Annotated in this window: 20 protein-coding genes and 1 pseudogene; 10 read left to right on the forward strand and 11 right to left on the reverse strand. The window is 58.4% G+C overall.

The annotated features are described in order from the left end of the window. Window positions 1–37: 37 nt before the first annotated feature. A complete protein-coding gene (locus tag ACYVJT_RS00195; protein ID WP_343959237.1) occupies window positions 38–1,396 on the reverse strand; it encodes an MFS transporter in 1,359 nt (452 codons plus the stop codon). A gap of 49 nt (window positions 1,397–1,445) precedes the next feature. Beyond that, window positions 1,446–2,336, reverse strand: coding sequence for an acyl-CoA thioesterase (locus ACYVJT_RS00200; RefSeq protein WP_343959235.1), 891 nt, complete (start codon window positions 2,334–2,336; stop codon window positions 1,446–1,448). Window positions 2,337–2,371: 35 nt separating this feature from the next. Between ACYVJT_RS00200 and ACYVJT_RS00205 the strand changes: the two genes are divergently transcribed. Beyond that, complete coding sequence (locus ACYVJT_RS00205; protein ID WP_343959233.1) at window positions 2,372–3,109, forward strand: DUF8185 domain-containing protein; 738 nt, start codon at window positions 2,372–2,374, stop codon at window positions 3,107–3,109. A 22-nt stretch (window positions 3,110–3,131) separates the two neighbouring features. On the opposite strand, the gene ACYVJT_RS00210 is transcribed toward ACYVJT_RS00205, so the two are convergent. Together ACYVJT_RS00210 and ACYVJT_RS00215 are read right to left on the reverse strand one after the other, a co-directional pair. Beyond that, on the reverse strand, window positions 3,132–3,605 hold the full coding sequence (locus tag ACYVJT_RS00210; RefSeq protein ID WP_425579895.1) for a globin: 474 nt from the start codon (window positions 3,603–3,605) through the stop codon (window positions 3,132–3,134). A 147-nt stretch (window positions 3,606–3,752) separates the two neighbouring features. Continuing rightward, window positions 3,753–4,178: pseudogene (locus tag ACYVJT_RS00215) on the reverse strand (OsmC family protein); the annotation flags it as partial. Between the two features lie 73 nt (window positions 4,179–4,251). On the opposite strand from ACYVJT_RS00215, the gene ACYVJT_RS00220 reads away from it, so the two are divergent. Continuing rightward, window positions 4,252–4,698: a molybdenum cofactor biosynthesis protein MoaE gene (locus ACYVJT_RS00220; protein WP_343959231.1), complete on the forward strand. Its 447-nt coding sequence runs from the start codon at window positions 4,252–4,254 to the stop codon at window positions 4,696–4,698. On the opposite strand, the gene ACYVJT_RS00225 is transcribed toward ACYVJT_RS00220, so the two are convergent. Genes ACYVJT_RS00225 through ACYVJT_RS00235 form a run of 3 tightly spaced genes read right to left on the reverse strand, consistent with a single transcriptional unit; the run spans window position 4,695 to window position 7,230 of the window. Next, on the reverse strand, window positions 4,695–4,925 hold the full coding sequence (locus tag ACYVJT_RS00225; protein ID WP_343959229.1) for a MoaD/ThiS family protein: 231 nt from the start codon (window positions 4,923–4,925) through the stop codon (window positions 4,695–4,697). The genes ACYVJT_RS00220 and ACYVJT_RS00225 overlap by 4 nt on opposite strands. Continuing rightward, entirely contained in the window at window positions 4,922–6,121 is a 1,200-nt protein-coding gene (locus ACYVJT_RS00230; RefSeq protein WP_343959227.1) for a molybdopterin molybdotransferase MoeA, read from the reverse strand. Before ACYVJT_RS00230 ends, ACYVJT_RS00225 begins: the two co-directional genes overlap by 4 nt. Beyond that, window positions 6,118–7,230, reverse strand: a complete 1,113-nt coding sequence (locus ACYVJT_RS00235; protein WP_343959225.1) for a ThiF family adenylyltransferase — start codon at window positions 7,228–7,230, stop codon at window positions 6,118–6,120. The genes ACYVJT_RS00230 and ACYVJT_RS00235 overlap by 4 nt, the downstream gene beginning before the upstream one ends. A 57-nt stretch (window positions 7,231–7,287) precedes the next feature. Between ACYVJT_RS00235 and fdhD the strand changes: the two genes are divergently transcribed. After that, complete coding sequence (fdhD, locus tag ACYVJT_RS00240) at window positions 7,288–8,226, forward strand: formate dehydrogenase accessory sulfurtransferase FdhD (protein WP_343959223.1); 939 nt, start codon at window positions 7,288–7,290, stop codon at window positions 8,224–8,226. A 108-nt stretch (window positions 8,227–8,334) separates the two neighbouring features. Here the strand turns inward: fdhD and ACYVJT_RS00245 are convergent, their stop codons facing one another. Beyond that, window positions 8,335–10,080: an HNH endonuclease signature motif containing protein gene (locus tag ACYVJT_RS00245; RefSeq protein ID WP_343959221.1), complete on the reverse strand. Its 1,746-nt coding sequence runs from the start codon at window positions 10,078–10,080 to the stop codon at window positions 8,335–8,337. Window positions 10,081–10,184: 104 nt separating this feature from the next. Here ACYVJT_RS00245 and ACYVJT_RS00250 point away from each other — a divergent pair, with 104 nt between their 5' ends. Next, complete coding sequence (locus ACYVJT_RS00250) at window positions 10,185–10,952, forward strand: DUF6318 family protein (protein ID WP_343959218.1); 768 nt, start codon at window positions 10,185–10,187, stop codon at window positions 10,950–10,952. Then, the gene (locus tag ACYVJT_RS00255) at window positions 10,952–11,902 is read left to right on the forward strand and encodes a PKD domain-containing protein (protein ID WP_343959216.1); all 951 of its coding nucleotides are present in this window, start codon (window positions 10,952–10,954) and stop codon (window positions 11,900–11,902) included. The genes ACYVJT_RS00250 and ACYVJT_RS00255 overlap by 1 nt, the downstream gene beginning before the upstream one ends. Here ACYVJT_RS00255 and pepN read toward each other — a convergent pair. Continuing rightward, complete coding sequence (gene pepN / locus ACYVJT_RS00260; RefSeq protein ID WP_343959214.1) at window positions 11,899–14,352, reverse strand: aminopeptidase N; 2,454 nt, start codon at window positions 14,350–14,352, stop codon at window positions 11,899–11,901. The genes ACYVJT_RS00255 and pepN overlap by 4 nt on opposite strands. Before the next feature lie 104 nt (window positions 14,353–14,456). Between pepN and ACYVJT_RS00265 the strand changes: the two genes are divergently transcribed. The 4 genes from ACYVJT_RS00265 to ACYVJT_RS00280 are packed head-to-tail and all read left to right on the forward strand — an operon-like array spanning window position 14,457 to window position 17,594. Next, window positions 14,457–14,963 (forward strand): ribose-5-phosphate isomerase, encoded by a 507-nt coding sequence (locus ACYVJT_RS00265; RefSeq protein WP_343959212.1) that lies wholly within the window; start codon window positions 14,457–14,459, stop codon window positions 14,961–14,963. Beyond that, window positions 14,963–15,832 carry an Fpg/Nei family DNA glycosylase gene (locus tag ACYVJT_RS00270; RefSeq protein WP_343959210.1) on the forward strand — a complete coding sequence of 290 codons (870 nt, stop codon included), beginning with the start codon at window positions 14,963–14,965 and terminating at the stop codon, window positions 15,830–15,832. The genes ACYVJT_RS00265 and ACYVJT_RS00270 overlap by 1 nt, the downstream gene beginning before the upstream one ends. 51 nt (window positions 15,833–15,883) lie before the next feature. Continuing rightward, window positions 15,884–16,552, forward strand: coding sequence for a lipoyl(octanoyl) transferase LipB (gene lipB, locus ACYVJT_RS00275; RefSeq protein ID WP_343959208.1), 669 nt, complete (start codon window positions 15,884–15,886; stop codon window positions 16,550–16,552). Next, window positions 16,530–17,594: a lipoyl synthase gene (locus ACYVJT_RS00280; protein WP_343959206.1), complete on the forward strand. Its 1,065-nt coding sequence runs from the start codon at window positions 16,530–16,532 to the stop codon at window positions 17,592–17,594. The genes lipB and ACYVJT_RS00280 overlap by 23 nt, the downstream gene beginning before the upstream one ends. Before the next feature lie 52 nt (window positions 17,595–17,646). Here ACYVJT_RS00280 and ACYVJT_RS00285 read toward each other — a convergent pair whose 3' ends face one another. Both ACYVJT_RS00285 and ACYVJT_RS00290 read right to left on the reverse strand, forming a co-directional pair. Further along, a complete protein-coding gene (locus ACYVJT_RS00285) occupies window positions 17,647–18,759 on the reverse strand; it encodes a fatty acid desaturase family protein (protein ID WP_343959204.1) in 1,113 nt (370 codons plus the stop codon). A gap of 86 nt (window positions 18,760–18,845) precedes the next feature. Beyond that, entirely contained in the window at window positions 18,846–20,747 is a 1,902-nt protein-coding gene (locus ACYVJT_RS00290; RefSeq protein ID WP_343959201.1) for a sensor histidine kinase, read from the reverse strand. A gap of 95 nt (window positions 20,748–20,842) precedes the next feature. Between ACYVJT_RS00290 and ACYVJT_RS00295 the strand changes: the two genes are divergently transcribed. Beyond that, window positions 20,843–21,529 carry a response regulator gene (locus tag ACYVJT_RS00295; protein WP_343959199.1) on the forward strand — a complete coding sequence of 229 codons (687 nt, stop codon included), beginning with the start codon at window positions 20,843–20,845 and terminating at the stop codon, window positions 21,527–21,529. The last annotated feature ends 133 nt before the right edge of the window (window positions 21,530–21,662 follow it).

The raw sequence follows: 21,662 nt of genomic DNA on the forward strand, positions 1-21,662 counted from the left end.
TTGAGGATACGGAGCAGAACTCTTTAAGGCGCCTGTGTTAACGCGCCTGGGTCTTATCGGTCTGGACTTCCTCGGTGGCAGAAGTCTTGGGATCCCGTACCGGCCACAGCAACAACATCCCGGCCAGTAAAACCGCAATGATCGCCGGGACCATCATCCGAGATTCCCCGCTGACGCCAACGAACACGGAAATGAGCGCGGGCGTCAAAAATGAGACCGAGCGACCGGTGGTCGCATACAGGCCGTAGAGTTCGCCGGCCGTGTTCGGGGTGGTGAGCCGGCCCAAAAATGCACGCGATGAGGACTGGACCGGGCCGACGAAGAAGCACAAGAAGAGCCCCCAGATCCAAAACGCCAGGGTGCCATCTTGCACGAAGACAATCACAGCTGAGATGAGTAACCCGGACAGCGAGACCACGATGAGTTTCTTTGGCCCGAACTTGTCGTCAAAGAGCCCGCCCAAAAATGCGCCGGCGGCGGCCACCACGTTGGCGGCGATACCAAAGAACAAAATGTTGTCGGGGGCGACACCATACACGGTGGTTCCCAGGATCGCGCCGTAGGCAAATACTGCCCCCACGCCGTCGCGAAAGACCGCCGAGGACACCAAGAACCAGAACGTATTGCGCTGGCACTTCCACAAATGCACGATGGTCCGCAGCAGTTGACGGTAAGACTGCACAATGCTGACCCGTTCGGCCCGTGGGTGTTGTGGTTCGCTGGAGTCCTTGCGAGTACGCATCACGATAATCGCCGGCAGCGCGAAGATCACGAACCAGCACGCGGCAAACACCGCGACCATGCGAATATTCATGGCGTCATCGTTACCGATACCAAACCAATGGGTCTCACCGCCGATGAACCCAACGTATACGAGCAGCAGCAAGAAGATGCCACCGAGGTAGCCGGCACCCCAACCAAGTCCTGAAATCCGACCGATCGTGGACTTCGTAGCGATCTTGACCATCATCGCGTTGTACTGGACTTCAGCAAACTCGAAAAACACGTTGCCCGCCGACAACAGGATGACACCCAGCAACAAAAATGACTCATCGGGTTGCACGAAAAAACACGCTGCCGTGGTCAAAATGACCAGCCCCGTATTGACACCCAGCCATAGTGAGCGTCGTCCGTCACGGTCGGCCCGCTGACCCATCACCGGTGCCGTCAGCGCGATAATGATCCCGGCGATCGCATTGCCCGTGGCCAGCCACGAAGTGCCGCGGCCGTCAGCACCGAAGGTGTCCGAAGCCAAATAGGTTCCGAACACGAAGGTGATCATGACCGCGTTAAAGGCAGCGGACCCCCAATCCCACAGGGCCCAGGCGGCCACGTGCGAGCGTTTGACCCGAGGGGTCTGCGTGGCAGAAGAATGTGAAGTGATGATGTCAGACATAGTCGCATCGTACCCATAATGTGATGGCGGCGAGGTGAACCGGCGGTTACTACCCAAATTTCGAAAGTCGCATCATACCTTCCTGGGCCACCGTGGCCACCAGATCGCCGTCGATGGTATAGATCCGGCCCATGCCCAACCCGCGGGCTGATTGAGCGGAGGGAGATTCCTGGACGAATAACAACCACTGATCCAGCGTGAACGGGCGATGAAACCACATGGCGTGATCCAGGGACGCCACTGATTTCTCCGGGTCCACCCACGTGATGCCGTGGTGACGCATGATGGCTTCCAGGATCGTGTAATCGGTCCCATAGGCGAGCCCAGCGGCGGCCATATTGCGGGAGACATTGACGGGCGTGAAGGTTTTCATCCACACAATATTGCGGTTCACGCGCTCCGATCCCGGCCGCAGAAAGATGGGCTCATAGGCATAGCGAATGTCGAATGGCCGGTTGTAGGCCAACTCTTGAGCGTTGGGATCATCAATCATCCCCACGAGCGACGAAATCGGAGGCAACTCATCCGGATGCGGAATGCCTTCGGGCATCGGCTCCTGGTGTTCGATCCCCTTGTCCTGCGTCTGAAAGGAACAGGTTAACGACAGGATGACCTTGTTGTGCTGGGTGACTTCGACGTGACGAACCGAAAACGAGCGCCCGTCGCGGTGATGATCCACGCCAATGGTCAACGGCTCACTGGCATCGCCGGGACGGATGAAATAACAGTGCATGGAGTGCAGGTTGCGATCATCGTGCACCGAATGACTCGCAGCCGCCAAGGACTGGGCCACGACTTGGCCGCCAAATACCTGTCCACGCGTTTGCTTCGGGGTATGTCCGGTGAAGGTGCTGCTGTCTGGGTCGGAGGTCACGCGTTCCAGTTTGAGCACGTCGCGCAGAATATCGGTCGGATCATCCGGGTAGGTTGTATTCACCATGAAAGCCTTTCAGAAAATGTGGTGTTCACACTCTAGTGCTATCAGCTCAATTGGCGGCAGCGTTGCTGACCGAGTGGGCCACGGAAGGCATAATTGGGGCCATGGATTACGTTTTGCCGTTCGCGACTCAAAACTCTGTGAAGGATCTGCAAAGCTTCCTCACCAGGGCGAAGACGTTAGATACCACCGGTGTTCGGTTCGTGGTCGCCCATGATGTGCTGGCGGCTTCGGTTTCGGTGATGCATCCGGCCGGGCTCGGCGACGGTGTGCCCATCGTCATCGGGTTGCGGACGTTTGCTCTGGACTTCTCATATGCCGAACGTTTCGAAGTCGACACGGTATTTGAGATGGATGCGATCAGCGATCGGACGCAGCGGATGATTTCGACGGGCTCGCGCGAACTGACGTTGCCCCCGGTGGCGATTTCGGTGAACTGGACGGCGATGAACGCTCCACGGTCCGGCTGGGCACCGGCCGCGGTGGTCGATGACGCGGACATCCGCAAAATTGCCCGCGACGGGATTACCAAGGTTGGCGAGGGATTGCCGTCGAATCCCGGCGCCCCGTTATTATCGCAGGTGCGCTCTGCCGTGTGGGGCGAACAGCTCGGCGACGCCGAACAGGTGGAGTTCCCGGCCGGTGCCACACTGGCCGCCCACAGTTTAGGGTTTTTGCTGCCGCGCGGAGAAACCACCGTGTCGACATCAAGTGGTTGGGTGCGGTTGACGAGCGCCGGGGGACACGTGTTGGCCCGTCCGGCGGTTGCTCTTTAAAGCTGGCCTTTAAAGCTTGGCGTTAGTGCTGGTTCTGCATGGCGCGGGCGGCGCGCTCGAAATAGTCCCACATGGTGTCATAGTGCAACGGCGCCAAATCTAGGGTATCCATCGCGTTGCGCATGAATTTTAGCCACGTGTCACGCGCCTTGGTGTCGACGTGGAACGGCATGTGCCGGGCACGTAGCCGCGGATGACCGCGGAGTTGTGAGTAGTCGGTGGGCCCGCCCCAATATTGGATGAGAAACAGTCGGAGGCGTTGCTCGGCGGGACCCAAATCCTCTTCGGGATACATCGCTTTGAACTCGGGGTCGGCCTCGACCTGCTGGTAGAACTCGTGCACCAGCTTTCTGAACGTGGGTTCTCCGCCAACCTGATCATAAAACGAAGTCTGCTCGGATGGAGCATTCGTCTTCTGAGCTTGTTCTGCCGCGCTCTTGGTTTCTTGCGCACTGGCGTTGGGATCCTCGTGCGCGGCGTCGCGTTCTGCTCGAATTGCGGCCAACCGGGCGTCCTCATTGCCGGAAACCTGTGATGGTTTCTTCGCCCGACGGGGTTTGAGCACCGCAATCGGCGCGCCCAGACGATTCGAGAACTGGGGCAGCTGGGGCATCTGGTGTTGGTGGGGCACTTCGAGACTGATGGGGAAGTTCACGCTGCGAGCGATAAAACATTGACGATGTGCCTCGTCGTGCAGCTCACGGGCGCGGGCCAACTGCATCGTATCGGCGACGACGACCTCCGGATAGAGCGTGGCCGAACTGATCTGTCCGCCATCGGAGCCAGCCTCGAGGGTCAATTCACCGCGCACCGACACGTGCTCGACCTCAATCTCGGCCTCGCCGGCAACATAGAGATACGACAAGATGTGGCACTCGACCAGGGCCGCCAGCAGCAGCTGCTCGGGATTCCAACGGGTCGCGTCACCGTGAAATGGTTTGGCCGCTGACCCGGGCAGCTCACCGGGACCGTCAGCGTGTATGGTTACCTCGCGGGTGAAACCCCGCTGCGGATGCGGACGGTCCGTGTTCGTCGCCCATTCGGCGCGTAAAGAAAACTCATGTTGCACGGGGTTTAGTCTAGTTCAGCGCCGTGGCGGGTGATGTGGATTGCACCGGGTGGCGAACACTTAGACTAGTGGCATGAATCTGGTGGAACTGTCAGTGGTGACCGATACAGTACTCGACGTGCAGCGACTCGAAGCCGCCGTGTCCGCGCCCGATGCCGGTGCAGTCGTCGTCTTTCAGGGCGTGGTGCGCGATCACGACCCAGAAGCCCCCGGCGCGGTCACCGGTCTGGAATATACGGCGCACCCCGATGCGACAACGTTCTTGCGCGAAGTCGTGGCCGAGGCAAATATTTCGGTGCACAATACCCAAGACGTGACACCGTTACCCATCCGCGTCGCCGCCGCCCATCGGATCGGCGCCCTGGACATCGGCGACGTTGCCCTCGTCGTGGCGGTGTCTGCGGCCCACCGGCAGGAAGCGTTCGCCACGTGCAGCACCGTCGTTGAGGAAATCAAGGCTCGCGTGCCCATTTGGAAACAACAATTTGGGCCCGAGGGCAGCCACTGGGTGGGGATTTAACCACCCGCAAACGGTGGCAACACGTCGACGGTTGCCCCGTCCGCCAGCTGTGTTTGAGGGTTCGCGCGTACTCCATCGACCAGAACCGAGCAGCGCGAGATCACCTGGGCGGTGGTTTGGGCATCCGAGAGCTCGTCGAGCACCTCGGCCACCGACTCAGCGTGCATCGTCACGAATTTGCTCCCGATGACGTCGGCAGCCGCGGCGAAGAGACGAACGGTAATCATAGGGCAATGTACTCCACTGGTTGATCGGCCTCGATGCCGTCGACTTCGGCGGGCACATGGAGCAGCCCGGTTGCCTGGGCCATTTTCACGGCCAGGTGCGAGTTTGACGGCAGCGGCGTGGCATAGCCCTGATTCAGGGTGGCCAGCATGTAGTAGTTCATGTTTTTCGGGGTGTCCAATGTCTTGGTGGTTCGTACCCGAAGTCTGTGCGGTTCGGGGCTGCGGCGTTGCATTTTGGCGATGCCCGGGGCAACAAAGAGGTGCAGCGACACCAGTACAGCCACCGGATTACCCGGCAGTGACCACACCGGCGTGCCAGCCGGCGACAGCCCGAACCCCTGAGGTTTGCCCGGCCGGATATTGATCGTGTCGAAGGTGATGGCCCGCGTCGGGTCCTCGTGTTGCCACGCGGAGAGCACATAGTTGGAGATATCGTGGGCCCCGACCGAAGCACCGCCCGTCAAAATGATCGCGTCGACGGTGTGCTCGAGTTGGGCAATCGTATGTTCGAGGCTGGCCTGGGAGTCGCGGATGCGCAGTTGCTGGGTCGGTTTTGCGCCGAGTTTGGTCAGCGTGGCAGCGACCAGTGGCGCATTAGAATCCGGAATCTGTCCGTAATCCGGTGGGGTACCGGGCGCGACCAATTCATCACCGGTTGAAATAATCGCGACGCTTGGCTGGCGGGCCGTGAACACCGTCGCCGTGCCCGTTGCCGCAATGGCACCGATATGGTTCGGGCCCAACACGGTACCGGCCGCCGCGACCAGTGCACCAGCGTGGGTGTCTTCGGCACGCCGTCGAATATGCTGATCTGTTTTCGGAATGTTGTCGATGGTAATTTCACGCGGCAGACTTTGGGACGGCTCGTGGAATACTTCCAGCGGGATGATGGTGTCCGCGCCGGCAGGCACGGGCGCGCCGGTCATGATCGCTGCGGCCTCACCGGGGGCGATGCGTTCGGGCGTCGTGTGGCCGGCGGGAAGCGTTTTCGTCACCGGCAAGGTACCGGGTTGAAAATGTTCCAACGAGATAGCGTACCCGTCCATGGCCGCGGCATCCCAGGGCGGTAGATCCATGGTGGTCATCACATTCGCAGCAAGTGTGTGGCCTAACGCCTCGGCCAGCGGAACTTCTTCCACCGCAAGCGGTGCCGTTAAGTCTAAAATGCGCGCCAAGTGGTCTTGTTGGGTAATCATCGCAGGCTCGATTCACTATGCAGACTCGGGTGGTCGGGCCGCGGTTTGTCCTGCAGCGCGTTGACGCCGCCATCCAGATACCCCACGACGCGGTGGCCTGCCGCTGCCAGACGTTGGGCGGCGCGGATGGAACGCGGCCCTGAACGACACACGGTGACGATTTCTCGGTCGTCATCCAATTCGAGGCCATCCAACTGGTCAAAAGGGACGTGCAGTGTGGAGAAGGGCACGGGGTCTTGCGCCACCTCATCTGCGCGGCGAACATCAATGAACACCGGGGGCACGTCGTCGTCAAAATTTTCCAGCCCGACGGCAACAATGTTGGTGTGCTCACCGGGTCGCGCGGACGGTCCTCGCTGCGCCTGTGGTGTGTCGGCGAGCGGTATTTCCGTCATCGTCATATCTAACGCGTCGACGATGAGCATCCGTCCGGACAGCGTTTTCCCGGCGCCCACGAGAAGCTTGACTGTCTCGGTGGCCAATAACGTGCCGATCATGCCCGCAACAGACCCCAGAATTCCCGTTTCGGCGCATCCCGGGGTGGCACGAACCTCTGGTGTGTCGGCAAAAATATCAGTCAGCCGAATGGCAGGCCCATAGCGACCAGCCGCGTCAAAGATCGTAATTTGCGCCGACCATTGCATTAAGGCACCGAATACCACCGGGACACCCAAAGCTGCGGCACCGGCATCCACCACAAACCGGGTATCGAAGGAATCTGACCCATCGACCACGATGTCGGGTTTTACCGCGCCGACTACCTCGGCAAAGTTGTCATCCAGTCGCAGCCGATGCCCCACGACCTGAACTTCGGGGGCAATGCGTGCCCCGGCCGCCACGGCGGAATCCACCTTCGGCTGGCCCAGCGAATCGACCGAGTGCAAAATCTGCCGATTCAGATTCGACAGTTCCACCACGTCGTCATCGAACACATCGATGCGACCCACACCCGCGGCGGCAAGATATGGGATGACCGTTGAGCCCAACCCCCCGGCACCAACCACCGCAACGCGTGCAGCGGCGAGCCGAGCTGCTCCACCATCACCAACCTCGGGAAGACGGCGATGTCGGGCAGTCCTGGCGCGGATAAACTCTGGACCGTGTGTCATGTTTCCCAGCCTAGCAAGACCCTGCCATTAAGTGACCGGCAACGCTAAGATGGGGCCATGCGTTCTTCACAAGCCCGAGTCCGTGTCGCTCGTGTCAATATCGATAGCGAGCGAACCCACCGTGCCGACACACTCGCGGTCGAAGAACCTCTGGAGATTCGTGTTAATGGCACCCGGTTGGCTGTCACGATGCGCACCCCGGTCCACGATTTTTCGCTTGCCGTGGGGTTCGCCTTGTCCGAGGGCATCATTCATTCTGCCGACGACCTCACCCGTGTGCGCTACTGCCAAAAGGATCAGGGTCCCAAGGGGCTATACCCGTTCGAGCAGCTCGGCGTCGGTTCTCGTGTTTCGCTCGAGGACACGTCTGACAACGTCGTCGATATCACGTTGGCCCCGCATGTGCCGTCACCGGGTGCGCTGACGCAACGGCAGCTGGTCGTGAATTCGTCGTGTGGTCTCTGTGGGCGACAATCCTTGGACGACGTACACCAAACCGGGTGTTACCCCATCGACGAGCGCTCGGCTTTCACACTCGATGAGCACACCGTGATGGGGCTGCCCGATAAACTCAGCGAGGACCAAAAAGTTTTCGCCAAGACTGGTGGACTGCACGGAGCAGGCATATACGATGTTGATACCGGTGAGTTCCTTGTGGTCCGAGAAGACGTTGGGCGACACAATGCCGTGGACAAGGTGCTGGGATGGGCCTTAATGGAAGGGCTGCTCCCATTAAGCCGCCACCTCTTAGTCACCTCGTCGCGCGCGAGTTTCGAGCTCGTTCAGAAGGCCGCTATGGCCGGTATGCCAATGCTGGTTGCCGTCTCGGCGCCATCCTCGCTAGCCGTCGAGCTCGCCAAGGAATCGGGTATGACGTTGGTGGGATTTACTCGGGGTCATCGGTGCGTCATTTATGCGGGGGAGCACCGTATTGTGCCACCGCATTCAGCAGACGAAGAGGCACCCGACGAGGCAACGTCTACCGCCCAGGCTTAAACCGCCCGGACTTAAAGGGATCATCGGGCACAAAAGTTTCCCCGTATCCGACGTTTCTTTCGAATACGGGGAGTTATTGATGACGGCTCGGTCAGGTGGAATGTCGAGTCAGCTCTGCCAAAAGTAGTTTTTCCGTGGTTGTTGGGCAGGGTCAAGCAACGGGTGGAGCCTGAATTGGATTTCGCCGTCGACTCGTTCAATGTGAAGCATTTTGGCGTGCAACGCCTGGTGGTGATGCGAACACATGAGGGTGCCGTTTTCGACACTCGTCTCCCCATCTTGTGACCAGGGGATGACGTGGTGGAGTTCGCACCAGGCGGCCGGCCAGTGACATCCGGGCACAGTGCACCCGCGATCTCTGGCTAAAATGGCGCGCCGTATTGATTCAGAGAATTTCCGTTGCTTTCGACCGATCGACAGGACCTGTCTTCGTCCAGTTAGTGTTACCGGCGAAACGCTCACATCGCAGAGCATTCGGAGCAGTGCATCCGGTGGCATATACGGTGTGTAAATGCCTTGCGAAATCCGTGGTTGTAGCCGATCTAAATTGTCATCGTGCAAGATGGCGCTAATATCAGGAGTTTTTGGCGGCGGTAACGTGACGACTTCTCCATCCAGTTCCAATTCCCGTGCTGTTTTGCCGGTCACCCTGGCATTTGGCGCCGGAATAAGGCTCCCATTTTCAACGTCCTCGTCTTCAGGTGAGTCACCGATCTCTTTGGCCAACTCTGCCTCGGCGAGCATCGCCAAGAGCCGTTCGCGTTGTTCGGCTTCAATGTCCGGAAGGAGCTCGGCAAGTTCCCGACGGACCCCTTCCATCAGGGTTGGGTAATCAGCCATCACCACCATTTGGGTGTGGGCACCGTTGGCCCCGCGCAAATCCGAATTCGAGAGATTGGCCAGAGCAAATTTGATGGCATCACGAAACGCGTGCATACTGCGTTGACCGCGCGTTCGGCTGTCGAATTCCTGCTCGTCGTCATCTTTGGCACGTGGATTATTGGCTGTTGCTTCGATGGTTTTGAAGGCTTCGTTTCCCTCTGCATCCGTGATGATGACCCATTTGTATGCGTTCTGGTTGCCACGAACGGTACCCTCGCACCACGCGCTATGCATCGCATCGGTCTGGCCTTGTGTAAATTTCTTATCTGCCGGATCAATCGATGCCAGTATGTCCTTCTTCTTGTTCGAAACATAGTGACTGAACTCTTCCGGTGACGTGGCCCCAATTCTTCCGGCCAAGTCCTTCTCGACGAGGCGCTGCAGATTGTCTCGATACTCTTGATCTTTGCCTGCTGCTTCAGCTTCCTGGTCGACGGCGTTGATCATGTTTAATGCCGACGAGAGTTTCGACGGATGAATGTTTCCTTGTGCTTGGATCGCTCCCAAGATGGGCAGCTTCGTTTCCCCGACGGCGACTGTGTCATCTCGTTCCGGGTCTGATGCACGTTTCGGTGTCATCGCCACAGCGATCTTGGTTCGTCCCGATGCTTCATATGCTCGTATGCCGTGCGTTTTGGCCAGCATATCCGTGGCATCCCGGAACGGTGTTTTTCCTTTTGGCAGGTCGACAGTTGAGCGCAACTTCGGAGTATCGAATGCGTCTTTAAGTAGCCCTGTGTAGCGATGCTGGAGTGGTGCGAATGAGCGCGCTGTCTCTTCCAACATTAATGAACGCTGGAGCAGCCCTTCAGTCGGCTCACGGGGTTCAATGTCTTCGATGCGTTGACGAGCACCCCGAATCAGGTCATGGAGTTGCTCGTGCGAGAGGGCTGCCCAATCAACGCGTCCATCAGCGATATGCAAGTCGAGCGTCTCAAGTGGATTCAGCGGCGCTGCTGCGGTTTGAGTCATTGGGAAGTCACCTCCAGTCGTGTTCGGCTGCTTCCCATCGTGACCAAAAATCGCACATCCCGCTGAGCGAGTCGGAGCAAATGTGGACAAGTTCGTGAGAGTCATTGACTTTAAAAAGTTTTCCACATCCTGCAAACGAGACCTGGATTACCCTGTCAATTGCGGGTTACCTTAATATCACAGCCTTTATTCATCACTCACTTGAAAGCGCCTTGATGTCTCCACTCATGAAGAAGTCTGTCCGAAATCGTTTGGTCACCGGTTTAGTTGGTTTGACTCTGGCCGTAGGCCTCACTGGATGTTCCAATGATGACGAAGAAACACTCGGTGACACTATCGATGCGTCGGACACCGAATCGTTGGAGTATGTTCCTGCCTCTGCAGACGGCCCAGCCCAAAACGTACCCGAGCCGAACCTGCCTGCCGTAGCCACCGAGAATTCTGAAGAAGGCGCTGAGGCGACCCTTGAATATTTTTGGGAAACGGAAGAGTATGCACGGCTTACCGGCGATACGGAGCCGCTTGCCTTGGTCTCGTCTGAGGACTGTGAATTTTGTTTCGAGTCGATTCAAGGTTGGGAACATTCCTACGGTGAAGGAGAGTGGGTTGTTCTTCAAGGAGAGCTACAAATTGAAATTACTGAAGTTCAATTGGGAGATGATGAGGAACGCAGCCAACCAGTTGCGCATGTTTTCTTTGAGTTAGACGAACCGGGCATCGATTTCTATGAGAACGATGGTATTTTGCACCAAGACAGCTTTGACAAACCGGATATAAAGAAATGGGTAAGTCTTCTGTATTTTGATGCAACTGGCCAACGATGGGAAGTTGAGTGGCTTGGACTAGAAGAGAGCGTGACATGGGTGGAATAGTGACTCATGTGATCCGAGCCTGGTTTTTTTGGTCGATTTTAATACTTCTTTGCTTTGGATCTTTATTTATGGGCGGGACCGTGGCGAAGGCTTCGACTGAGTTTGAAGGTGAGGTGCAAGAGAACTCATGGCGCGTGTCCTCTGAGAATCGTAGGCAAGCTAGTAGTGGTACCGAACTAAAATATATCAACCCTAATTCGTCACGACCTCCATCTCCCGTTCCAACAAAATCGAACGCCAGCAGCTCCGGCGGAAGCAGTACAAGTGGTGGGAAGTCGAATCCGCAAGCTGCGGCACCGCCAAGAACTATTCAGGAACAGTGCACAGGAATGTATAGGGAATACCTGGGCATAGAGTTGTGCCTGGCCCAGTATGTGTTTTTACCTGGGGAGCCGGCCCCACCACCAGCACCGCAGGCCCCAGCTCCAGAGGCGCAAGTGGTGAATGAACCGGTTACGATCACCATTACAGAATCGGACTTGCTGGAGTTGATTCCCGAATCACCGCAGATTCTTATGGATCGCGGACCATTTGGCTTAAAGAATGCGCACACGAACTTTTACTCCAGCCATCACGAGCCACAAACGGTGACGAGAATAATGTTCGACCAGGAGGTGACCATCACCGCGACACCTATTGAATACCGTTGGGACTATGGGGATGGCGACACTTTGGTGACTGAACTGCCTGGTTATCCGGTCGATGAGTTTAACACTGAAACGGACACGAGCCACCAGTACAACGAGACGGGCCTATACACCGTCGAACTGACCACGGTGTTTGAGGGAACCTACCAGGTTGACGGGGGAGAGGTGCAGGAGGTGAGTTCAACGGTCACTCAGCAGGCGGAGCCCACCGAGATTCGCATCTGGCGTGCCGTGACCCGAAACGTCGACCAAAGTTGTCTCGAGAACCCAAGTGCTTGGGGCTGTGAAGGACTCGAGCGCTAAAACGCTGACTGAGCGGTGAGGGCACGGCGCACATCGTCATGCAGTTCGGTAAGTATCCGCTGCAAACCTCTGTATCTTGTCGATGAAGCCACGGTCATGGTGCGACTGGCCGTCTCCTCGGTGCTGGCCCACAGCGGGAACAACCCCAGGGCAAAGGTCTCGGCGGTTTCGAAACTGCTAGCGGCCCAGAGATCTTCGATGCGGTTGAAGTATTCGTCGACGTAGCCGGCCAGCAGTTCGTGATCGTGGACGTCGGCGAAGCCCATCACCATGTGACGAAGCTCGAGATTGGTGAGGTCCCCGCCGGTGATGCGCTGCCAGGTTTCGGCCTTCGCGGCGGCCGTCGGGATCATCGCCCGGGCCTGCACGGCCGCCAGGTAGCCGGTGGAAGAGTCATCCTCGGCATGGGCTGCTTCGATATCAGCTTCACCGACAACACCGAGTGCCACGAGTCGTTGTATCGCGGACCAGGCCATATCGGTTGAGACGGAGAAACCGGCCAGCCCGTGGCCGTCGGCAAGCTCCGATACTTTGGATTCGGAGCGGGTATGACGGATGAATGCTTGCACCAGTTGCAACTCGACATCGGAGCCGGAAACAGCATCTTCGGCAAGTTGCCACAGCCCGTGGGCAAAATGCTGCCGGGTCGCCGATGCGTGTTCGGTCGGCACAAAATACTTTAGCGCGGTGGTGGCCTGGCGTAACAGGGAGAACACCACGGATGAATCAGTCTCGGACGCCACATGGGTCAGGATGAGCTCGAGGAACCAGGCGGCAGACGCCTCGCCATCACGGGTCAGATCCCATGCGGTACCCCACAACAACGAGCGAGCCAGCGAATCGTCAACGTCAGACAGGCGTTCCGTGAGCACCTGCAAGGAAGCGGCATCGGGGCGGAGTTTGGCGTAGGTCAGGTCTTCGTCGTTGACCAGCATCAGCGCGGCATCGTCAGCGGGAAGGCACGTGGTTTTCTCCTGGAGATCGATGGCTACCGACGAGGTGCGGGTGAGCTTCCCGTCGACGACGTCGTAGAAACCGACGACCACGCGATGCTTGCGAACCGGTGAGGACTGGGTGATGATCACCTCGTCGCCATCGCGTTGCCAGGACAAGGTGTTGACACCGGTGGTGTGTAGCCATTCTTCGGCCCAGCTGGACAGTTCACGCCCCGACGCGTCCTCAAGAGGCCGCAGCAAGTCACCGAATGTGGTGTTGGCCCAGGCGTACTCGGTGAAATAGTTGCGCACCCCCGCCATAAAGTGTTCGGTACCGACCCAGGCGACAAGTTGACGCAGCACGGCCGCCCCCTTGGCATAGGTGATCCCGTCGAAATTGACGGCCACGGCGTCGAGGTCGACCATATCGGCGATGACGGGGTGGGTCGTGGCCAACTGGTCTTGCCGGTAGGCCCAGGTTTTTTCGGTGGCGTTAAAGGTGGTCCAGGCATCGGCGAATCCGGCGTCCACAGCAGCCAGGTGGGACACGAATTCGGCGAAGGATTCGTTGAGCCACAGGTCATCCCACCACCGCATCGTCACCAGGTTGCCGAACCACATATGCGCGAGCTCGTGCAGGATCGTGATGGCCCGGCGCTGCACCATGGCCGCGGGAACGGCCGAGCGGAATATATAGTCCTCGGTAATGGTCACCGCGCCCACGTTCTCCATGGCGCCGGCGTTGAACTCGGGCACAAAGATTTGATCATATTTGGAGAATGGATATACCACACCGAACTGGTGCTCATAGAATGCGAATCCGGACCGGGTGATGTCCAGAATGTCCTCGGCACCCACGTAGACCGCCATGGATTTGCGCGCCCACAACCCCAACGGGACCCGACTCTTCGACGAACCGGTGGCTACCTCGGTGTATTCCCCGGCGATCAGGGCGAACAGATACGACGACATCACCGGTGTGGCGTCGAACGTCCAGTGCGCGACCTCGCCGTCCAGCACATGCGTTCCTGGCTCATTGGACAACACGGTCCAATACGACGGGGCGGTCACCCCCAACGCGAAGGTGGCCTTGAGATCGGGTTGTTCAAATACGGGGAAAATGCGCCGCGCATCGGCGGGTTCACATTGCGAGTAAAGGTACTCGGCCTCATCGAAAGGATCAATATAGCGATGCAACCCTTCACCCGTGGATGAGTACTCGGCCGTCGACGAGACGATGAGCTCATTGTCGAGCTGCAACGGTTCAAGCCGCAGCCGAGACCCGTCATACTCGACCGTGTGTCCGTTGAGTTCAGCCGAGTAGACGTCATGTTCCAACAGGTCGATGAACGTCGAACCTCCCACGGCTGACTCCGCGGCCGAAAAAGTGATGACGGCCTGGACCCGAAACACATTGGCATCGGTGACATCAATGTCCAACCGGTAGGTATGAACATCCAGCATGGCGGCACGTAGCTGCGCTTCGTCTCGAGTGATGGTGTGGGATTGAGTCACGCGGTGATCCTTTCAACGGGTTGTCACTATTGTTTCACCAATCGGGGCGGGGACTAAACCCGACTAGGCTGGACGCGAGAAGTTTTCCGAATGAAGGAGCCCACGTGCGCGTTCACATTGCTACCGACCATGCCGGTTTAGAACTGGCACAGTATTTGATCGAGAATTTGGCCGATGCCGGCTACGACATGATCGATCACGGTCCACAACACTATGATGCCGCTGATGACTACCCATCGTTCTGTATTAATGCGGCGAAAGCGGTCGCAGCGGAGCGTGCAGCAGGCCAGGATTCGTTGGGCATTGTGCTGGGTGGTTCGGGCAACGGCGAGCAAATGGCCGCCAATAAAGTTGCCGGGATTCGCGCCGCATTGGCATGGAATATCTCGACTGCGCAGTTGGCCCGGGAACACAATAACGCTCAGGTGGTGGCCGTGGGCGGGCGCCAGCACGAACCATCCGAAGCCCTGGAAATCATCCAGGCATTTCTGACCGGCTCATGGTCGAACGAAGATCGCCATGCCCGGCGCATCGGTCAGATCGCGGAATTCGAAACCACCGGAGCCATCGCCGGTTTTGCACTGGGTACCGACGGGATTGCCAAGCGTTAATGCCTGAAGGTCACTCGATTCATCGGATTGCTCAGCACTTTGACGAGGTGTTTCTCACCCAAAAGCTGGAATTGTCCTCGCCGCAGGGACGGTTCGCCGACGGCGCGCACCTGCTCAACGGGCACCGCGCCGTCGCATCCGAGGCCTACGGCAAACACTGGTTTTTATACTTCGACCATGATTTGGTGCTCAACGTGCACTTGGGCATGTACGGGGCCTGGACCTTCGGGGGCCAACAGCATTCCTCCATCGGAGCGCCACGCAAGATCGGTGAACAAGAAGACCACGGTGACGCCGCCGCTGAGCTGACCGAACCCCGACCGACCACGCGGGTGCGTATTGTGGGTGACGATTCGTGGGCCGATCTGGTAGGTCCGGCGATCTGTCGAACACTGACGATTGCCGAATCCCAGGACGTCATCGACGCCATTGGTCCGGACCCGCTACGTGCCGATGCCGATCCACAACGGTTCTACGATGTCGCAGCCAAAACCCGGCGCCGCATCGGTGCCATTTTGATGGACCAGAAAATCATCGGCGGCATTGGCAATATTTTCCGGGCCGAAGGGCTCTTCCGATTGCAACTGAATCCGCATACCCCGGCCAAGGCACTGACCGCCGAAACGCGCGAGCAGATCTGGCAGGATCAAGTGCACCTGCTGGGCATCGGTGTGGAAACCGGTCGGATCATCACCACCGAGCCCGAACATCGTCCCGGCATTGCCTTATCCGACGCGTGGCCTGAGCACGCCAACTATGTGTACCAGCGCCAGGGGCAACAGTGTCTGGTGTGTGGCTACCGCACGATCATCGTGGAAGAGTTGGAGGCACGAAAACTGTATTGGTGCACGTCGTGCCAGAAGTCATGATCGCTTCATCAACCCTTCAAGCAATGGGTGATGTGTGGTTTAGTTGAGGTTGTGCATGTCATAAATTTACTCGATACCGGCCTGAAAACTTACACCGCGATGGATACGCTCCAGCGGGAACTGCATGCCCGGATCGCCACGGGCCAGCATCCAAATACGTTTCTGATATTCGAAGCGGAATCAACGTATACGGCCGGCCGCCACACCCAACAGCACGACATTCTTGATGATGCCCTGTCGATCATCGACACCGATCGCGCCGGCTCAGTTACCTGGCACGGGCCCGGCCAGCTGGTGTGTTATCCACTGGTGAAGCTTGCCGCTCCCGTCGATGTCATCAAATACATCCGCGCGGTCGAAGGTGCCGTCCTCGACACCTTGCGCGACCATTTCGGCCTCGACGTTGGCGTCATCGAAGGGCGCGCCGGGGTATGGATCGGAAATCGAAAAATTTCGGCGGTCGGCCTGAAAATCTCGCAAGACGCGACACTACACGGCATCTCACTGAACGTTAACACCGACCCGGCCACCGCCTTTGCCGGGGTCATTCCGTGCGGTATTACCGATGCCACGGTTACCTCGATGGCCGAAGAAGGCGTTCCCACCACACTGGCTGCCGTGGCGGAACCACTGACTGCTGCACTTGAACATCGTCTTGAACCACTTCTTGCCCCAATCACGACTGAAGGAGACGTCAATGTCTACCATCCCGCAGGCTGATGGTCGCAAACTGCTGCGTATCGAAGCACGCAACGCCGAAGTACCGCGCGAACCCCGTCCAGAATGGCTCAAGACCCGTGCCACCGTGGGCCCCGAGTACCAGAACCTGCGCAGTCAGGTGGCAAACACTTCGCTGAATACGGTCTGTGCCGAGGCGAATTGCCCCAATATTTACGAGTGCTGGGAAGACCGGGAAGCGTCCTTCCTCATCGGCGGCGCGGTGTGTACCCGCCACTGTGCTTTCTGCGACATTGCGACGGGCAAACCCGATGAGTATGACACCGATGAACCCTACCGCGTGGCCGATTCGGTCGAGGAACTGGGCCTGCGCTATGTGACGGTGACGGGTGTGGCTCGCGACGACCTTGAGGACGGGGCATCCTGGCTATATGCCGAAACGGCCCGTGCCATTCACAAGCGCACCCCGTCCACCGGTGTCGAACTGTTGGTGGATGACTTCCGCGGCGGTGATTCTGCACTGCAGAAGATTTTCGACGCCAAACCAGAGGTCTTTGCCCACAACATTGAAACCGTGCCAAGGCTGATGAAAATCATTCGCCCGGCGTTCCGTTACGAAAAATCCTTGGCTGCAATCACTGCGGCCCGCGATGCTGGGCTCGTCACCAAATCCAATCTGATTCTGGGCATGGGGGAGACCACCGAAGAAATTGAGGACACGATCATCGACCTCATTCAGGCCGGTACCCACATCATCACCATCACCCAGTATCTGCGGCCCTCACCGCTGCATCATCCGGTGGATCGCTGGATCAAACCCAACGAATTCCTGCGGCTGCGCGACTTTGCCTATGAACATGGTGCCGCGGCGGTGATGTCGGGTCCACTGGTGCGTTCGTCCTATCGTTCCGGCAAACTCTATGTCGAGGCGATGCGGTTTTTGGGCCGCGAGATTCCGGCACAGTTCTCATCGCTGGTAGACAACGCCGAGACCCCTGCCCGTCAGGAAGCCGAATCCGTCGCCGCCCGTTTTGACGATACCGATGACGACGTTGCGGCCATCCCCGCGGTGTCGATGAACTAACCGACCGCACAGTACAGCGCCTGCCCTCATAAAAGGACAGGCGCTGTGGTGTTTAACGTGGTCTCAATTGCGTGATCAACGGGCATTCCATGGGATCGGCCTCGCCGAGGCCCACACGATTCAGATACTTAATCACAATCCGGTAGGCCTCGATGAGTCCGGTCTCGGTGTACGGTATGCCCTGTTCCGCGCAATGTTCGCGAACAATTTGACGAACCTGGTGCAGGTTTGCACTGGGCATCCGCGGGAACAGGTGGTGCTCAATTTGATAGTTCAACCCGCCCATCGCCCAGTCCACGATTCTGCCACCGCGAATATTGCGTGACGTCAGCACCTGACGCGTCAAGAAATCGACCTTCGCATCCTTGGGAATCAGCGGCATGCCCTTGTGGTTGGGAGCAAAACTGCCACCCATATACACACCGAACACCATGAGTTGGACGCCCATAAAGGCCGCACCGAGCCCCGGGCCGAGCAGTAGGATCATCAGTACCGGAAACCCGGTAAAGCGCAGTGCCAACAACGCGAGTTCGGTTTTGCGGTATTTGAGTTTTGGATTCTGCACGATGGATTTCACCGATGTGTAGTGCAACGCGAGCGCAAACAGGGTCAATAGTGGAAAGAACAACCACCCTTGACGCCGTGTCAGCCATCCCATGAAACCACTGCGGTTTTTGGCCTCTTCCGGTACGAAGACCAGGGTGCCTGTGGCGATGTCGTCATCTTTACCGACCGTATTGGGATGTGCGTGGTGACGTCCGTGTTTCCGTGTCCACCAGCCGTAGCTCATCCCTACGACCAAATTCCCGGCGATTCTGGAAAACCACGCGTTGTGCCGACCGGCGGCAAAAATTTGTTGATGGGCTCCGTCGTGGGCGAGAAACGCGACCTGGGTGAACAGCACACCAAATAATGCTGCGACCGCGAGCTGCCACCAGGTGTTTCCCAATGCCACCACCAGCGCAAACGCGCCGACAAACGCGAGGCCCAATACGACCATCCGGAAGATGTAGGCCCCGACGCGGCGTTCCATCAGTCCCGCATTTTTGACGCGTTGCTGGAGTTCAAAGAAGCCGCTGACGTGCTGATTATTGTCGGGCGCTGGCCGGGGTCGTGAGGCGGCGGGAAGTGTCATATTGCTGGAAGATTCTTGTGGGCTAGGCATACCCTTCAGACTATGTACCGGCCTGACCTGGCACATCACCCGTCAGAGCCATTCTGACCCCCTACTGGGGTATGGGGTCCCAATCGTCACAACGGAAGGTTCGCATAGACTGCAAAGCCGCCTGCTGGAGTGGGCCCGGCTTCACACGTGCCGCCGACGGCTGCCGTTCGTTCGCGGATGCCAGCTAGCCCGAGACCTGAACCGGGTGTCTCGACGATGTCCTGTGGGGGCGGCCCGTTGGTGACCGCGATGTGAATCCAGTGGGTATCGTCGCGTCCTGCGGCCACTTCTAGTGCGACGTCGACCTGTGTGCCTGGTGCATGGCGCAGCGCATTACTGAGCGCTTCTTGTACGGTGCGATAGGCCGCTAAGCCAGTTGCCGGCGCGACGTGACCGACCACAGCCTCATCAGCGGCGCCAAGTCCGCGATAATGAATGGCCGTCCCCGAAACCCGCGTGGCATCGATCAATGCGTCGATATCTGCCAGCCCCGGGGTAGGTACGGTCGGTGGGTCGTCTTCATTGCGAAGAATACTCAGCAGCATCCGCATCTCGGCCAGCGCTTGTCGCGAGGAGCTGGCAATTTCGTCGAACTCACGCTGCGACCGCTCATCAATGCCCGGATTCCGATACTGTGCGGTTGCCGCCTGCACACTGATCACCGACATGCTGTGGGCGACAACATCGTGTAGTTCGCGCGCAATCCGGTTACGTTCAGTGAGTTCTTTGCTGCGCCGGTCCTGCATGGCGCTGGTTCGTTCAGCTGCTTTGAGACGGCCGGCATTGCGGATCCACATTCTGCTCAACGTGGCAGCGACCACGACGCCGGCGCTGACTGACACAAACACGATGCTATTCGCCATCGCCCCGGCAGGCAGCTGCGGTGCCACCGTCAGCAGCCCGACGATGGTGAGGATGACGCTGGCGGACCAACCCGACACCGCGTAATACCAGGGACGGACCATGCCCGCTACGATCAGCACCGCACACTGTGTTAAGAACACGGTGACGGGCCAGGGCCACACTGCCACACCCGCAGAGGCAGTCACGAGCATGAACGCTCCCGAAGCGACCGTCGCGACGATGAGACCGGGCCACGTCCAACGTAACGTCATCACGATGGCTCCACAGTGCATGATGGCCAAGCCCATGACCACTGCCGCGTTGATCGAATAGATCACCGCGACCACGGGCCAGCCGACCGCCAGGAGCACGACCGAGGCGAAAATCGCACCGGTCCAAGACCAAGCCGTTGCGCTGAACGATTCCTGTCCCTCGGCTTCCACTGCGACAGTGTCGTCTCCCGGAGCACCCGTGGCGGCGGGGTTGTGACGGCCTCCTAATAACGCTCTGGTAAGCCACGCATCGAAGGACGCCAACCCGTTGACGAGCGGCGACAGGGTGACGAGGAAAAACACTCCCAGTGCAACCGCAACGGCAGCATCCACAACATACTGAGCGGTGTTGCCCGGTGGCACGATGGCAGGAACGAGGGTCTGCAACAGCTGAATAAAAGCGCGCTCACCGGGGATGAAAACCGACCAGAAGAAGTACGTCATACCGCCGAGGCCAGCAATCGTCCACGTTACCGCGAGGACAACATTGGTGACGCGTAACGGGAAGGTAATGAGCGTTTCAAAAAACAGATCCAACCAGCGCCGCGGTTCAGTAATGACCGGCAGTTTGCCAAGCACCCCTGGGCCCAGTGGACGGTAGGAGACAAGTTCGGTCGTGCCGCCCCACCACTTCAACCGAGCCCTGGACAGTGCCGCGAATGCTGAGGCGATGAGCAGGGTCAAGGGGAGTAACAAAATGCCCACCCAGATCACCATGGTGGCGAGCGAGGCGACCGTCAGACTCAGCAGCAGGGAAAAACTGAACAGTGCGATAGGCATGCCAGTGAGCACATACAGAAAGTTTCGGCCGAGCTGGCGGAAGAAATGTCGACCACTCGGCTGTGCTGCATGATGGGTTGCGGTGCTGTGCATGCTGGCAAGTCTAGAGCCAATCATCTCCAGGAAGCATCGAACTGCGGGGTGAACCTGCGATGATTTAGCCGATACTTTTGGGGTAGGTTTGAGACGTGTCCGAAATACAATCTGATGTGCGCATCCTCATCGTTGATGACCAGTCGATGATCCGAGCGGGCTTCGCCGCCCTCCTGGATGCCCAGGAAGGTCTTTCGGTGGTTGGCACCGCGGAAGATGGAGCCGGCATAGTCGAGGTCGTGGAACGTACCGCGCCGGATGTGGTGCTGATGGACATTCGGATGCCGAAAGTCAACGGGCTGGAAGCAACTCGGCTGGTGTTAGATACCCCGGGTGATGTGCCAAAAATTCTCATGTTGACGACGTTCGACGCCGATGAGTATGTGTTCTCTGCGCTCCGTGCCGGTGCCAGTGGGTTTCTCTTAAAGGACGCCGCCCCGGAAGAGCTCGTCCATGCGGTTCGGGTAGTGGCAGCAGGCGAAGCGCTACTGTCGCCCCAAATCACTCGAACGCTCATCTCCGATTACGTATCCCGGCCAGCAGCACCACAAACCTCCGCAGCGCTTCAGGCAGTGTTAACTCAGCGCGAGCTCGATGTGGCACGTTTGGTGGCGCGCGGTCATTCCAACGCCGAGATTGCAACGCAACTGTTTCTTGCCGAGCAGACCGTCAAAACCCACGTCTCTCGAATACTGAGCAAACTTGAGTTGCGTGATCGTGTGCAAATTGTCGTCACCGCCTATGAATCCGGACTTGTCACACCCGGCGAGGCCAGTTCCTAAAAATCCGCGGAGAGATCGTCTATGAAACATGTATTCCGCTTTGTCTATCGCATGCGGAGTATCATGCTTGCCGTAGCCGGGGTGATTCTTGTGGGATTCGCATTATTTGATCCAGTGCTGCCACAGGTGGTGG

The sequence above is a fragment of the Yaniella soli genome, from assembly GCF_054782375.1.